At 68.1% G+C, this 13,920-nt stretch carries 14 protein-coding genes and 1 tRNA gene; 4 read left to right on the top strand and 11 right to left on the bottom strand.

The annotated features are described in order from the left end of the window. Positions 1 to 39: 39 nt before the first annotated feature. From gyrB to H343_RS0106440, 4 genes are all read left to right on the top strand, one after another. Entirely contained in the window at positions 40 to 2,142 is a 2,103-nt protein-coding gene (gyrB, locus tag H343_RS0106455) for a DNA topoisomerase (ATP-hydrolyzing) subunit B (RefSeq protein ID WP_028430476.1), read from the top strand. Between the two features lie 67 nt (positions 2,143 to 2,209). Next, a complete protein-coding gene (gyrA, locus tag H343_RS0106450) occupies positions 2,210 to 4,861 on the top strand; it encodes a DNA gyrase subunit A (RefSeq protein WP_028430475.1) in 2,652 nt (883 codons plus the stop codon). 93 nt (positions 4,862 to 4,954) lie between these two features. Then, entirely contained in the window at positions 4,955 to 5,599 is a 645-nt protein-coding gene (locus H343_RS33955; RefSeq protein ID WP_028430474.1) for a DUF3566 domain-containing protein, read from the top strand. Positions 5,600 to 5,668: 69 nt separating this feature from the next. After that, a tRNA-Ile gene (locus H343_RS0106440) sits at positions 5,669 to 5,745 on the top strand. A 68-nt stretch (positions 5,746 to 5,813) separates the two neighbouring features. Here H343_RS0106440 and H343_RS0106435 read toward each other — a convergent pair. The 11 genes from H343_RS0106435 to H343_RS0106385 form a co-directional block, all read right to left on the bottom strand. Then, the gene (locus H343_RS0106435; protein WP_028430473.1) at positions 5,814 to 6,971 is read right to left on the bottom strand and encodes a tyrosine-type recombinase/integrase; all 1,158 of its coding nucleotides are present in this window, start codon (positions 6,969 to 6,971) and stop codon (positions 5,814 to 5,816) included. Then, complete coding sequence (locus H343_RS0106430; protein WP_028430472.1) at positions 6,971 to 7,159, bottom strand: helix-turn-helix domain-containing protein; 189 nt, start codon at positions 7,157 to 7,159, stop codon at positions 6,971 to 6,973. Before H343_RS0106430 ends, H343_RS0106435 begins: the two co-directional genes overlap by 1 nt. After that, a complete protein-coding gene (gene repSA / locus H343_RS0106425; RefSeq protein ID WP_028430471.1) occupies positions 7,156 to 8,547 on the bottom strand; it encodes a replication initiator protein RepSA in 1,392 nt (463 codons plus the stop codon). The genes H343_RS0106430 and repSA overlap by 4 nt, the downstream gene beginning before the upstream one ends. A gap of 283 nt (positions 8,548 to 8,830) precedes the next feature. After that, on the bottom strand, positions 8,831 to 9,145 hold the full coding sequence (locus H343_RS0106420) for a hypothetical protein (protein ID WP_028430470.1): 315 nt from the start codon (positions 9,143 to 9,145) through the stop codon (positions 8,831 to 8,833). 17 nt (positions 9,146 to 9,162) lie between these two features. Further along, positions 9,163 to 9,357, bottom strand: coding sequence for a hypothetical protein (locus H343_RS0106415; protein WP_028430469.1), 195 nt, complete (start codon positions 9,355 to 9,357; stop codon positions 9,163 to 9,165). A gap of 14 nt (positions 9,358 to 9,371) precedes the next feature. Next, positions 9,372 to 9,566, bottom strand: a complete 195-nt coding sequence (locus H343_RS0106410) for a mobile element transfer protein (protein WP_028430468.1) — start codon at positions 9,564 to 9,566, stop codon at positions 9,372 to 9,374. Positions 9,567 to 9,580: 14 nt separating this feature from the next. Next, positions 9,581 to 10,261: a DUF2637 domain-containing protein gene (locus tag H343_RS0106405; RefSeq protein WP_028430467.1), complete on the bottom strand. Its 681-nt coding sequence runs from the start codon at positions 10,259 to 10,261 to the stop codon at positions 9,581 to 9,583. 82 nt (positions 10,262 to 10,343) lie between these two features. Then, a complete protein-coding gene (locus H343_RS0106400; RefSeq protein ID WP_037902685.1) occupies positions 10,344 to 11,702 on the bottom strand; it encodes an FtsK/SpoIIIE domain-containing protein in 1,359 nt (452 codons plus the stop codon). 2 nt (positions 11,703 to 11,704) lie between these two features. Beyond that, entirely contained in the window at positions 11,705 to 12,058 is a 354-nt protein-coding gene (locus tag H343_RS0106395; RefSeq protein WP_028430752.1) for an SCO3933 family regulatory protein, read from the bottom strand. Between the two features lie 314 nt (positions 12,059 to 12,372). Then, the gene (locus H343_RS0106390) at positions 12,373 to 13,596 is read right to left on the bottom strand and encodes a helix-turn-helix domain-containing protein (protein ID WP_028430465.1); all 1,224 of its coding nucleotides are present in this window, start codon (positions 13,594 to 13,596) and stop codon (positions 12,373 to 12,375) included. Then, complete coding sequence (locus tag H343_RS0106385; RefSeq protein ID WP_028430464.1) at positions 13,593 to 13,901, bottom strand: antibiotic biosynthesis monooxygenase; 309 nt, start codon at positions 13,899 to 13,901, stop codon at positions 13,593 to 13,595. Before H343_RS0106385 ends, H343_RS0106390 begins: the two co-directional genes overlap by 4 nt. Between the last annotated feature and the right edge of the window lie 19 nt (positions 13,902 to 13,920).

Here is a 13,920-nt window from a genome sequence, read left to right as displayed (position 1 = left end):
GAACGACGCAGCCGCTCCACCTTGCCCCGGAGTCGGCCTGTGCTGTGCCAGAAAGGGCGCTTCGTGGCCGATTCCGGCGATCTCAACGAGTACGAGAACAACTCCCCCGAGACGGATGCCGCGCTTGCGGACGGTGCCGGCGCCGGCGCCGAGGTGCCTCCCGTGGGTCCCGAGGTCTCCCCTTTGACGGCGGAGGCCGAGCCGTCGTACGACGCGAGCGCGATCACCGTTCTCGAGGGCCTCGAGGCGGTACGGAAGCGGCCCGGGATGTACATCGGGTCGACGGGTGAACGCGGTCTGCACCACCTGGTGTACGAGGTCGTGGACAACTCCGTCGACGAGGCGCTCGCCGGTCACGCCGACACGATCACGGTGACGCTGCTGGCCGACGGCGGTGTGCGGGTCGTGGACAACGGCCGTGGCATCCCCGTGGGCATCGTTCCCTCGGAGGGCAAGCCGGCCGTCGAGGTCGTCCTCACGGTGCTGCACGCGGGCGGCAAGTTCGGCGGCGGCGGTTACGCCGTCTCCGGTGGTCTGCACGGTGTCGGTGTCTCGGTCGTCAACGCGCTCTCCCAGCGGGTGGCGGTGGAGATCCGGACGGACGGCCACCGCTGGACGCAGGACTACAAGCTGGGTGTGCCCACGGCGCCGCTGAAGCGCAACGAGTCGGTGGACGAGACCGGCACCATGGTGACGTTCTGGGCCGACCCGGAGATCTTCGAGAGCACGGACTACTCGTTCGAGACGCTGGCCCGCCGTTTCCAGGAGATGGCCTTCCTGAACAAGGGCCTGACGATCGAGCTCACGGACGAGCGTCCCGAGCATGTGGACGAGGAGGGCAAGCAGCTCTCAGTCCGCTACCACTACGAGGGCGGCATCTCCGACTTCGTGCGCTACCTCAACTCCCGCAAGGGCGAGCTGGTACATCCCACGGTGATCGACATCGAGGCCGAGGACAAGGAGCGGATGCTCTCGGTCGAGATCGCGATGCAGTGGAACAACCAGTACAGCGAGGGTGTGTACTCCTTCGCGAACACGATCCACACGCATGAGGGCGGTGCGCACGAGGAGGGTTTCCGTGCGGCGCTGACGGGCCTGATCAACCGGTACGCGCGGGACAAGCGGCTGCTGCGGGACAAGGACGACAACCTCACCGGTGAGGACATCCGGGAGGGGCTGACGGCCATCATCTCGGTGAAGCTGGGCGAGCCGCAGTTCGAGGGCCAGACGAAGACGAAGCTGGGCAACACGGAGGCCAAGACCTTCGTGCAGAAGGTCGCCCACGAGCATCTGACCGACTGGCTGGACCGTAACCCCAACGAGGCCGCCGACATCATCCGTAAGGGTATTCAGGCGGCCACGGCGCGGGTCGCAGCCCGTAAGGCCCGTGATCTCACGCGCCGCAAGGGGCTGTTGGAGACGGCCTCGCTGCCGGGCAAGCTGAGCGACTGCCAGTCCAACGACCCGGCCAAGTGCGAGATCTTCATCGTGGAGGGCGACTCCGCCGGCGGTTCGGCCAAGTCCGGCCGCAACCCGGAGTTCCAGGCGATCCTCCCGATCCGCGGCAAGATCCTCAACGTGGAGAAGGCGCGCATCGACAAGGTGCTGCAGAACGCCGAAGTACAGGCTCTGATCTCGGCTTTCGGTACGGGCATCCACGAGGACTTCGACATCGCCAAGCTCCGCTACCAGAAGATCATTCTGATGGCCGACGCCGATGTCGACGGTCAGCACATCAACACCCTGCTGCTGACGCTGCTGTTCCGCTTCATGCGTCCGCTGGTGGAGGCGGGGCACGTCTTCCTGTCGCAGCCGCCGCTGTACAAGGTCAAGTGGGGCCGCGACGAGCATCAGTACGCCTACTCCGACCGGGAGCGTGACAGCCTCATCCAGCTCGGCCGCGAGCAGGGCAAGCGGATCAAGGACGACTCGATCCAGCGCTTCAAGGGTCTGGGCGAGATGAACGCCGAAGAGCTGCGAATCACCACCATGGACTCCGACCACCGGGTCCTGCGCCAGGTGACGCTGGACGACGCGGCAGCCGCGGACGACCTGTTCTCGATCCTCATGGGTGAGGACGTGGAGGCACGGCGCTCGTTCATCCAGCGCAACGCCAAGGACGTCCGTTTCCTCGACATCTGAGCACGTCGGCCCGTACGTGCTGATGGAGTTCGGCGCGCCGCACACACAGAAGGACTTGAGCTGAGCAATGGCCGACGAGATTTCCCCCACCCCGGACAGCCCTGAGAGCGCTCAGGGCCCCGAACCGATCGTTGCCGGTGACCCGGCGCCGGTGCAGATCGAGGGCGCGGCTTCGCGCGTCGATCCGGTGAGCCTCGAGACCGAGATGCAGCGTTCGTATCTCGACTACGCGATGAGCGTGATCGTCTCCCGTGCGCTGCCGGACATCCGTGACGGGCTGAAGCCGGTGCACCGGCGGGTGCTGTACGCGATGTACGACGGCGGTTACCGCCCGGAGAAGGGCTTCTACAAGTGCGCCCGCGTCGTCGGCGACGTGATGGGCACCTACCACCCGCACGGTGACTCCTCGATCTACGACGCGCTGGTGCGCCTCGCCCAGCACTGGTCGATGCGGATGCCGCTGGTCGACTCCAACGGCAACTTCGGTTCGCCGGGCAACGACCCTGCTGCGGCCATGCGTTACACCGAGTGCAAGATGACGCAGCTGTCGATGGAGATGCTGCGGGACATCGACGAGGGCACCGTCGACTTCCAGGACAACTACGACGGCCGCAACCAGGAACCGACGGTGCTGCCCGCGCGGTTCCCGAACCTGCTGATCAACGGCAGCGCGGGCATCGCGGTCGGCATGGCCACCAACATCCCGCCGCACAACCTGCGCGAGGTGGCGGCCGGCGCGCAGTGGTACCTGGAGCACCCCGACGCGTCCAGCGAGGAGCTGCTGGACGCGCTGCTCGAGCGGATCAAGGGGCCCGACTTCCCGACGGGCGCGCTGATCGTCGGACGCAAGGGCATCGAGGAGGCGTACCGCACCGGGCGCGGCTCGATCCCGATGCGTGCGGTGGTGGAGGTCGAGGAGCTCCAGGGCCGGCAGTGCCTGGTGGTGACCGAGCTGCCGTACCAGGTCAACCCGGACAACCTGGCGCTGAAGATCGCCGAGTTGGTGAAGGACGGCCGGGTCGGCGGCATCGCCGACGTGCGGGACGAGACCTCCTCGCGTACGGGCCAGCGCCTGGTGATCGTCCTCAAGCGGGACGCGGTGGCCAAGGTCGTCCTCAACAACCTCTACAAGCACACCGACCTGCAGACGAACTTCGGCGCGAACATGCTGGCGCTCGTCGAGGGCGTGCCCCGGACCCTGTCGCTGGACGCCTTCATCCGGCACTGGGTCAAGCACCAGGTCGACGTCGTCGTCCGCCGTACGCAGTTCCGGCTGCGCAAGGCCGAGGAGCGGGCGCACATCCTGCGCGGTCTGCTCAAGGCGCTGGACGCGATCGACGAGGTCATCGCGCTGATCCGGCGCAGCCAGACCGTCGAGGAGGCGCGCGGCGGCCTGATGAGCCTCCTCGAGATCGACGAGATCCAGGCCAACGCGATCCTGGAGATGCAGCTGCGGCGGCTGGCGGCGCTGGAGCGGCAGAAGATCACCTCCGAGCACGACGATCTTCAGGCGAAGATCGACGAGTACAAGGCGATCCTGGCCTCGCCGGCCCGGCAGCGGCAGATCATCAGCGAGGAACTGACCACGCTGGTGGAGAAGTTCGGCGACGACAGGCGCACCAAGATCGTCCCCTTCGAGGGTGACATGTCCATCGAGGACCTGATCGCCGAGGAGGACATCGTCGTCACCATCACGCGTGGCGGCTATGTGAAGCGGACGAAGACGGTCGACTACCGGGCGCAGAAGCGCGGCGGGAAGGGCGTACGCGGGACGAAGCTCAAAGAGGACGACATCGTCGACCACTTCTTCGTCTCCACCACCCACCACTGGCTGCTGTTCTTCACCAACAAGGGCCGTGTGTACCGCGCGAAGGCGTACGAACTGCCCGACGCGTCCCGCGAGGCGCGCGGGCAGCACGTGGCGAATCTGCTCGCCTTCCAGCCGGACGAGAAGATCGCCGAGATGATCGCCATCCGGGACTACGACGCGGTGCCGTACCTGGTGCTCGCCACCAAGTCCGGCCTGGTGAAGAAGACTCCGCTCAAGGACTACGACTCACCGCGCTCCGGCGGCGTCATCGCGATCAACCTCCGGCAGATGGAGGACGGACGGGACGACGAGCTGATCGGCGCGGAACTGGTCTCCTCCGAGGACGATCTGCTGCTGGTGAGCAGGAAGGCCCAGTCGATCCGGTTCACGGCGACGGACGAGGCGCTGCGGCCGATGGGTCGTGCGACCTCCGGGGTGAAGGGGATGAGTTTCCGTGAAGGTGACGAACTTCTCTCGATGAACGTCGTGCGGGCCGGTACGTTCGTGTTCACCGCCACCGACGGCGGGTATGCGAAGCGGACCGATGTCGACGACTACCGCGTGCAGGGCCGGGGCGGTCTGGGCATCAAGGCCGCCAAGATCGTGGAGGACCGCGGTTCGCTGGTCGGAGCGCTGGTGGTTGAGGAGAGCGACGAGATCCTCGCCATCACGCTCGGTGGTGGCGTGATCCGTACACGTGTGAGTGGGGTCAGGGAGACGGGCCGTGACACGATGGGCGTCCAACTGATCAACCTGGGCAAGCGTGACGCGGTCGTCGGTGTTGCCCGCAACGCCGAGGCCGGCCGTGAGGCCGAGGAAGTGGAAGCGGCTGTGGAGCCCGGCGAGGAGCCGGACCAGGAGCCTCTGGCCACGTCGAACGAGCCGGCAGACGCGGACGACGAGGAGTAAGGCGTGAGTGGTGCCCAGCCACAGCCACGTGCCCAGCAGGAGGCCGACCCACAGTCTCAGCAGCACGGGCAGGCACAGCCGCAACCCCAGCCCATGCCCCAGCCTCAGCCGCACCGTCCGCCGCAGGCGTATCCGGCTCCGCCGGTGAGCCCGCCGCCGGTGAACCGTTCCATGCAAGGGAACGCCGGCGGTGGAGCACCGGGTTCGGGTGGGCCCGCGACTGCCGCGGGTGCCGGCGGTGCCGCTTCCGGGTCTGCCGGTACGGCGGGTGTGGCCGGCAGCGGGACCGCCAGCTCCGACTGGGGCACGGACGCCGGGGCCGCCGACGCCGTGCGGCGGCCGCGCACCGGTGCCCGTACGGTCCCGCGCACGCGCAAGGCGCGGCTGCGGGTGGCCAAGGCAGACCCGTGGTCGGTGATGAAGGTCAGCTTCCTGCTGTCGATAGCGCTGGGTGTGTGCACGGTCGTGGCCGTGGCGGTGCTGTGGATGGTCATGAACGCGATGGGCGTCTTCTCCGCCATCAGCGGCACCGTCAGCCAGGCGACGCAGTCGGGCGAGTCCGGCGGCTTCGACCTGGAGGCGTTCCTGTCGCTGCCCAGGGTGCTGCTGTTCACGTCCGTCATCGCGGTGATCGACGTGGTGCTGGCGACGGCGCTGGCGACGCTCGGCGCCTTCATCTACAACCTCTCCGCGGGCTTCGTCGGCGGCGTCGAGGTCACGCTGGCCGAGGACGAGTAACGCCCGGGTGAGGCCGCCGGAACCGATTTGGGACACGCATGGAAGTGCGCTAATCTTTCGGTGCGGCACGGGGCTATAGCTCAGATGGTTAGAGCGCATCCCTGATAAGGATGAGGCCGGAGGTTCAAGTCCTCCTAGCCCCACCAGCGCGAAGGCCCCCGTTGGAATCCAACGGGGGCTTTTTGACACCCACGACTGACACCAACGGCGCCGGTCAGCCGATGAGTGGATCTTCCAGCAGCTCGGCGAGCATCGAGACGGCTTCCCGCTCGCCGTCACCGACCACGTGCGTGTAGATGTCCATGGTCATGCTGATCTGGCTGTGCCGCAGGATCGCCTGAGCGACCTTGGGGTGCACCTTCAAGAAGGCGAGCAGGGAGCCGCACGTGTGCCGGGCGAGCCGGACCGTGATGCGCCGGACGCCGGCCCGCTTCACCAAGCGGTCGAAGGTGCGGGAGAAGCCGACCGGATCGGTCAGCCCTCCGTGCTCCGACGAGAAGATCACGTCGTGGTCCGGCGGTTGGGACCAGTGATCACCGGCGATCTTGCGTTCCAGCTCTTGCAGCTCGCGCCGTTCTTCCAGGGCACGAGCACAGAACTCCGGCAGCGGCAGGGCGGCTTGCGAGGACTCCGTCTTGAGGTCCTTGAGGACCAGGCCGACGCCCTTCCTCCGGTGCACCTGCATGACCGGCGTGAACTGGCGGTTCTCGAAGTCGATGTCTTGCCAGCGCAGGCCGAGCAGTTCGCTCCGGCGGAGACCGAGGACGAGCACCAGGACGCACGCCGCATAGAAGCGGTGAGCGCGGACGGCGCGGAGGAACGTGATTGCCTCGGGCGCACTCCATGCCGAGCCCTTGTCCTTGCTGATCTTGGGCATGTCCACCAGCAGCGCGACGTTCCGCGTAAGGATCTCTTCCTTGATCGCCCTGTTCAGCGCGTTCCGCAGGGTACGAAGTACCTCGAACCGTGTCGGAGCGGGTACTTCCTCTCGCGTGAGCGCCGCCATGAAGGCCCGAACCTGCGCGGCGGACAGGCGAGCGAGCGGCTTTTTCCCCAGGTGTGGACGAAGGTAGAGCCGCACCTTGGACTCGTACTTGGCGTAGGTGTTGTCGTCCCGGTTCGGCTTCACGATTTGGTCGATCCAGTAGTCGAGCCACTCCCCGAGCGACCAGGCACGGGAAGGCACCGGGATGCCGTTGCGCTCCTGGTCCTGGAGCTTGCCGAGCTTCTCGTTGGCTTCGTCCCAGGTGGCGCCGTAGACGTACTTGCGGATCCGGTTGCCGTCCGTGTCGGTGACGTACGCGCGTCCCTGGTAACGGCCGTCCTGCCGCCGTGAAATCGAGCCCCCGCCGTTGGGCCGCCTCTTTGCCATCAGGCACCCCTCTCGATTCGGCTGCGGATGAAGGCACCGAGGGAGTCAGCAGGGATACGGCGGCATCCGTCGACCTTGATCGAGACGAGCCGGTGTGTGCGGATCAGGTCGTAGACCTTGGTCCGGCCGACCTTCAGCCGTGCCATGACCTCCGGCACGGTGAGCAGTTCAGATGTGGCGGTGGTCATGCGGCGGCTCCTTCCTGTGTGCGTAGGTCTTGCAGGGCCTCGCGCGCGGTCTCGCGGTTGAGTTGGAGGTCGCGGGCGATGGTTGCGGCGAGTACGGATTCGCCGGGGCTGTGGCCGAGGCCGGCGAACTGCCAGTCGGTGAGGACGAGCACGGTGTCCGGCTCGATGTCGTCCAGGCCGAGGGCGGCGGACTGTTCGGCGGCTCGGAAGTCGGCTCGTGTCTGACGGAGCGAGCCGAGGGTGACGGAGTAGCGGCGGGACTTGCTGGAGAAGTGGCCGCGGAAGCCGAGCATGTGGGCCCAGGCCCACAGCCGTCGGTCGGGATAGACGCGGTCGAGGTCGCGGCAGGCCCGGATGAGCCGTCGTGTGTGGTCTGGGACCTCGTGGCGGTCGAGTTCGGCGAGTTCGCCGATGCGGCGGTCCAGGGTTCCGGTGTTCTCGGCTGCCTTGGTGGCGTACTTGGCGACGTAGGAGGCGACGGCCTGTTCGGTCAGCTCGGAGCCGTCGTCGAAGGCCCGCACGGGCCGGACGTCGAGCTGGGCGCCCCAGCGCAGGGTGCGGGCCGGCTGGTCATCGGCGGCCGGGACCGTGACCGTGGTGTAGGCGTGCTCGGCTGCTTTGCGGATGGCGTCTTCCAGTAGCCCGACCCGTGCCCAGGACGGCGGGGAGTCCTCCGGGCCATCGGCGCCGTCGAGGCGCACGACAGCATGGAAGTGGATGGCGCCGCGACGCTGGAACTCGGCGACCTTGCCGTAGGAGATGCGGCAGACCTCGCGCAGTTCGCGTTGCGTGAGTCCGGCGCGGGCGGCGATCTCGCGGCGCAGGCGAACGGTGAAGCGCTGCCAGAGCTGCCCGGCGTAGTTGTTGAAGAGCACGGCCCCGGCGTAGTCGTACGAGTCGGGATCGAGCGGAGTGCCCAGAGACGGGTCATCGTCGCCGTGGCGAGCACCGCATCGGCAGCGGCCGGAGTCGGGTCGGTTGTGCACTGGGCCGAAGCTCGGTGCGGTGAGGGTGGCGAAGACGCGGGGGTGTTCGCGCACGGTGGCGGGGATGTCGCGTCGGTCGTCTCCGGCGAGTCCGGCGCGGATGAGGTGGTAGGTGTCTCCCGCGTACGTACGGGCGCAAGAGGGGCAGCGGGAGGCGCGGCGGTTGCCGCAGGCGACGCGGAGTCGGCCGCCCGGCTCCCGCTCGGTGGTGTAGTGGTGCAGCGTCTCGCCGGTCGTGCGGTCCTTCGTCAGGGTCCAGCCGGTGAGGTGGACGGGGTTGGAGCAGCCGCCGGTACGGCGGATCTGGTCTTCCCAGCGGGCGAAGTCGGCGGACCCGGCCACCCTCAGCGCGTCGCCAAGGGTGATCGGGTCCAGGCCCGCGACGGTTGCGGGCTGGGTCATGCGCGTCCCCCAGCAGCAGCGGGGACGGTTCGCCGCAGCGCGGTCTTGCCGGTGCCTCGGCAGGCAGGGCAGGCAACGCGGAGGATGGCGCGGCTGCCGTCCCGGAGTCGGGCGCCGGTGGTGACGGCGACGCGGGCGAAGCCGTAGCAGCAGCGGCAGAGCCGACCCGGTGCATTGGCCCGGTGAGTCATGATGGACGTCTCCTTTTCGATCTCGGTCGGGAAGGGGTACGGCTCTCGGGGCGGCAGATGCTTGGCGGTATCGGCGCCGCCCCGAGGGCTGGTCAGTAGCGCTTGTGCTGTGAGTCCAGAAGCGAGCGGAGCACCACGGCGCACACGGCCACGGAAGCCGCGGTGACGGCGACGGCCAGGAGCAGCGAGACGAGGACCGCGCCGACGACGAGCGCGACAGCGGCGCCTCCGCCGACGGCCGCAGCCAGTCCGCCGGGCGTGCGCTGCACGGTGCGACGGTCAGGGGCCGGCGGCGCGGGCACAGCCGAAGCAGGCTCAGAGCTTCGGTGGACAGCGGTCGGAACGAGGGCGGTCGGAGTCAGGACGCCTGTCGGCACAGGTGTTCGCGGGTACTTGGGACGGAGCACGACGGTTCTCCTTTCGATCAGTCGTTGTTGCCGTCGACGACTTCGGTCCCTGTGCGGGTGCCGGAGTCGATGGCGGGGGCGAGGAAGGTGTCTGCCAGCAGGAAGCCGCCCAGGAGCAGGGCGACGACGAGCCAGATGGGCGGCCTGAAGAGGCGTATGCCGAAGTAGCCGACGAGGGCGAGCACCAGGACGAGCGGCAGTTCGACGGTCATGGCGTGATCTCCTTTCAGCGGACGCGGCAGCGGTGCGTGCGGGCGGCGAGTTGTGCGGCGGATCGGGTGCCGTAGTCGGCGGACCAGCCGCAGCGTTCGGCGGTGCATACGGCCGCGTGCCGGTTCTGGCCGGTGCGGCGGTCGCGGTGGGTGCCGATCTGGACCGGGCCGATGCGTTGGACGGAGTGGAAGAAGTCGCGGGCGGGCATGGGTCGTTCTCCTCTCAGGTCAGGTGAGCGGCGATTGCGTCGGCCATCGGTGCGGGGACGCCGAGCTGGGCACGGAGCGCGTCTGCGTCGATGGGCGTGCCGGTACGGGCGTGGTGGGCGTCGGCGACCTTGCGCGCGTGGTCGACCAGTGCGGGAGGGACGGACGGAAGCGGAGCCGACGTCGCAGGGGCCGGCCCGCTCGATTCAGGGGCGGATTCCGGCAGCTCGGGAACGTCTCGCTCCACCGTCGTCACCGCTTCCGGTGCGTCCGCCTCGCCGGGAGCCGGGGCAGTCTCAGGGGCCTCCTCTGCTCGGGGCTCCCCGGTTGGGGAGTGCGCCAGCAGCGTCCCGCCGAAGAAGGCAAGTGCCGGCCACCCGGCGACGAGGATGCGCAGCCAGGCGGGCACCGCCTCCAGGTCGAGGAGTCCCGCGGTGGCGATGTTGGCGCCGAGCGAGGCCGCCAGTGCGATGACGAACCAGCACCAGGGCAGCCGTGCCGAATCTCCGGTCTCCTGGAGTGCGCGGATACGGCGCCAGGCGGCGACGAGGAGCAGGTCCACGCTGACGGGGTAGGCCCAGGCTTTCCATCCGTCCTGTCCGGCTGCACGCGCGATGTCATGCAGGTGTGCGAAGGACAGGGCGCCTGCGATCACAGCCTGGATCAGTACGGCGTCCACGCGCGGCAGCCGGGTCATGATCGATTCACCTCCTGTTTCGGGCATGGAAGGGGTAGGGAAGTGGCGCGGTGTCGTCACGCCGACCGATGTGGAGAGGGAGTCAGGCTGCCTTGTGAACCGGCTCAGAGCCCGGCGCGTCAGCCTTGATCAGTGTCAGGTCGGTGACCGGACGGTAAGCGGCCAGTTCGGGCAGGTCCGGGGTGCGTTCGGCTTCCGCGTTGCAGGTGTTCACGGCGTGCCGCAGCGACGTGTACGGAGTGCGGGTGAGGACCCAGCCGCCGGACGAGTCCCCGACAACGGCCGTGCCCGGCCGCTCGGTTGGGATCTGCACGGTGGCCAGCACGGCGTCCGGTGAGATATCGGCGAAGGCCATGTTCGCGGACGCTTCGTCATTGACCCGGTGCGCGACCCGGCCCGTGAGCTGGGCACGGAGCAGGGTGATGCCCTTGCCCAGCTCGGAGCCGAAGCGCTGACCGCAGACCTCCACGTAGATGCCGGCGGCCCGGCCCAACTGCACCAGCCGGACGAGAGCGGTCACGATGGCATCCCGGCGCTTCTCTTCCGCCTTGGTGGCGTACAGGGCGAGTTCGGCGACCTCGTCGACCAGCAGCACCACCGGGGTCGGCCGCAGGTGATCCGGGAGTCCCCAGATATCAGCGGTGATCTCCGCATCCGGCACGTCCGAGCTGATGCGCTGCTCACGCCGAATCACCTCGTACGTGGCGTCCATACGCTCGACCAGGGCATCAAGCAGTCCCAGGGCATCATCCGGGTTGTCCGCCAGGGCGGAGAACCGCCGTGCCAGCGGCCCGAGTTCCACCCCGTTCTTGCAGTCGATCCCTGCGAGAGCGACCGGCTGAGGAGCGAGCGCGGTGACGAGGCGGCGCTGGTAGACGGACTTGCCCGACTGCGTCGCGCCGATGTTCAGCGCGTGCGGCACCTGACGGTAGTCGCGGTAGCGGACGCTGCCGTCCTCACACAGCGACACCGGAACCCGCAGCAGGCCGGCATCCGTACGGGCGGGCATCTGCACCCGCTTGAGCACGTCGTAGCCGGTCATCCGCAGTTCGACCACGCCGGCCTTGACCTCCCGGCAGGAGACTCCCTGCATCGAGAAGGAGTGCCGCAGCCGGTCGGTCGAGGCGATGAAGTCGTATGCGTCCTGTCCGGGCCGGAGTTTGACCCGCAGCACCAGGCCGGTGCGCGTCGGCCGTATCCGCAAGATGTGCGGTATGCGGGACGACGGCGCCTCGGTCCGGGTCGCCCGAGCCAGCGCCAGCCGCATGCGGGACGGAGGAACGGTGAGCCCGCAAGCGTCCATCACCGAGCCGTAGCGGACGAGGACCCGGAAGCCGGCGACGAAGACTCCTACGCCGAGCCAGTACCAGGCGGGGCGGCGCCACCGGAGCAGCAGCGCCAGCCCACCGGCGATCAGCGAAGTGATCAGTGTGGCCGTCATGTTCAGGCCGCCTGGTTCTGTCCGGCCTCGGCGAGGGAGGTGACGGCCACGGCGCGGAAGGCGATCCCGTGCCGCTTCTGGCCGTTGAACTCGTTCTCCCAGGTACGGGCCCGGAGGTTGGTCACCGCCACGGGCGTTCCAGGGGTCAGCCCCTCGGGGATGCCGGTCTCGGGCACCGAGACGTTGTAGACCTCCGCTTCTCCCTCGTCGGTGACCATCAGGCCGACGGTCATCATCTGGGCACCGGTCTCCCGGTCCACGGCGATCTCGCCGGTCTGCCTGTTCACCAGCTTCTTGGCGGGCGGTACGGCGACGAAGACGACGGCGGTGTTTGTGTCGATCTTGAAGGACGGCACAGTGAAGCAACTCCCTTGCGCAGCGCACCACGAAGGCACGCAAAGCTGACAAATGACTACGCAACGGGAGGTTGACCGCATACGGACTGGGCGCGATACGCTGCCTGAGCGTTGACTCCAACAACGCACCCGGCCTGAGTGGGCTGCCTCCCGCTCAGGCCACATCTATGTCTGTGGCCTTGTTGCTCACGCGTCGGTGCAGGTCTGCCTACCTGTCCAGCGCGTTCGCCTGTCCGCTCAGCAACTCCGTTGGCAACGAAGGGCGTTGCGAACAGTCACCACAGTAACCCGTACTCTAAGTATTGTCTAGTACTTCAAGTACCAGTCCGTACTCCAGGTACGCCTAGCTCCGTGACCAGCGACCGAAGCTCGTCAGACGGCGGCTGACTCATCGTCGCGAGGTCCGCGACGAGCTGCTTGACGGCAGGCATGGCCCCCACGATCTCGGGCGACAGACGCTGTGCTGCCCGGATCGACGCGACCGACTCCGCGACCTGCCGCCGCTGCGCGTGAGCCCTGGCGACATCGAGATGGAACCGCGTCTGCCGCTCGGACGAGAGCCCGGACGCGTCCACACGGTCAGCGGCACGAAGCGCGACCCCGGCGTCCCCCAACTCCACGGCAACGGCGACTTCGTACAGGTCGACGTTCGCAGGCCCGAACTCGGTGTTGTAGTCGTTGCGTCCGGGCCCGACCGTGTCGGCCATCCCGCGTGCCGCCCGGATGAACTCGTACGCGTCGTCCGCCTGGTTGGCCTTGCCGGCTGCCACAGCCCTTTGCAGGGTGAGCGCACCCCGCAGCGCGATCGCTTCGACATCTCCGGTTGCCGCCAGCGACTCCATGGCATCGGCGGCACTGCCGGACGCCTGCGCGGCCTGGTCGTAGTGCCGGGCCCCGAGGAAGACGATCGACAGCCGGAACTCACCGGCCGCCATCAGCAAGGGGTCATCCGCCCGCTCAGCGGCCACGACGGAGCGGTCCACGGCGATCCACGCAGCCTCGGGCTCCCCCATGTTCGCCAGCGCCGCACTGCACGTGTGGTAGACGGTCGCCAGCAGACGGAACAGCTCAGGACGTTCCGCCTCGGGTGCGGATCGAGCCGCGGCTTCGGCCCGGGGCACGAGGTCTTCCAACAGCTCAGCCAGATCGGCGTAGTTGCCTTCATGCGTCAGCGCCCAAGCCCGTTCCACGTCATCGCGGAGCGCCGACACGTCCGGTGGCTCGTGCTTGCCGAGGATCGCCTTCAGTGAGTGGGCCGCGCTCAGCGCCAGCCGCAGTCGACTGGCCCCAGGCGGCTCAGCAACCGTCGAGGCGACAACGGGTGCCTCGGCCGCCAGCTCGGCGACGGGAAGGTCCAGAACCTCGGCGACCTTCTCCAGGACCGTCATGCGGTCGATGCGGCGAACACCCCGCTCCACCTGGGAGACCCACGCCTCGGAGCGGTCCAGGAGCGCGGCGAACTCCTTCTGAGAGAGTCCGCGCCGCTTGCGGTTGAACGCGATCTTCCGGCCCAGCGTCTTCTCGTAGTCGGGGCTCAACTTTCCACGCCCTTGCCGGACATGAAGTCCAGTCGGTCGACTTCCGTCGCGGACAGGTACTGCTCACGGGCGGCCAGGAACTCCACGACGTAGCCCTGTGACTCGTGCACGTCGAAGGCGTCCCTGTCCGCGTACAGCTCGTAGAAGATCCGCTCCAGGGGACGCCCCTCCACCCGGTGCACGGTGTAGATCAGCGTTCCTGGCTCGTTCGCCTTGATCTGTTCGCCGGTTCGCGAGACCAGCTCGTCGAATCCGGCTGCCGCTTCCTCGTCCTTGCAGGTGAAGCGGACCATCAATCCGAACATGCAGTGATCTCCTTCCTGA

Source organism: Streptomyces sp. TAA204 (genome assembly GCF_000424965.1).
This window is presented reverse-complemented; position numbering and strand designations above follow the sequence as displayed.

What these genes read in the sequence shown, in the direction of transcription:
- gyrA (WP_028430475.1), top strand. Translation starts at nt 2,210, where the DNA reads ATGGCCGACGAGATTTCCCCCACCCCGGACAGCCCTGAGAGCGCTCAG.
- H343_RS33955 (WP_028430474.1), top strand. Translation starts at nt 4,955, where the DNA reads ATGCCCCAGCCTCAGCCGCACCGTCCGCCGCAGGCGTATCCGGCTCCG.
- H343_RS0106435 (WP_028430473.1), bottom strand. Translation starts at nt 6,971, where the DNA reads ATGGCAAAGAGGCGGCCCAACGGCGGGGGCTCGATTTCACGGCGGCAG.
- H343_RS0106430 (WP_028430472.1), bottom strand. Translation starts at nt 7,159, where the DNA reads ATGACCACCGCCACATCTGAACTGCTCACCGTGCCGGAGGTCATGGCA.
- repSA (WP_028430471.1), bottom strand. Translation starts at nt 8,547, where the DNA reads ATGACCCAGCCCGCAACCGTCGCGGGCCTGGACCCGATCACCCTTGGC.
- H343_RS0106415 (WP_028430469.1), bottom strand. Translation starts at nt 9,357, where the DNA reads ATGACCGTCGAACTGCCGCTCGTCCTGGTGCTCGCCCTCGTCGGCTAC.
- H343_RS0106410 (WP_028430468.1), bottom strand. Translation starts at nt 9,566, where the DNA reads ATGCCCGCCCGCGACTTCTTCCACTCCGTCCAACGCATCGGCCCGGTC.
- H343_RS0106405 (WP_028430467.1), bottom strand. Translation starts at nt 10,261, where the DNA reads ATGACCCGGCTGCCGCGCGTGGACGCCGTACTGATCCAGGCTGTGATC.
- H343_RS0106400 (WP_037902685.1), bottom strand. Translation starts at nt 11,702, where the DNA reads ATGACGGCCACACTGATCACTTCGCTGATCGCCGGTGGGCTGGCGCTG.
- H343_RS0106385 (WP_028430464.1), bottom strand. Translation starts at nt 13,901, where the DNA reads ATGTTCGGATTGATGGTCCGCTTCACCTGCAAGGACGAGGAAGCGGCA.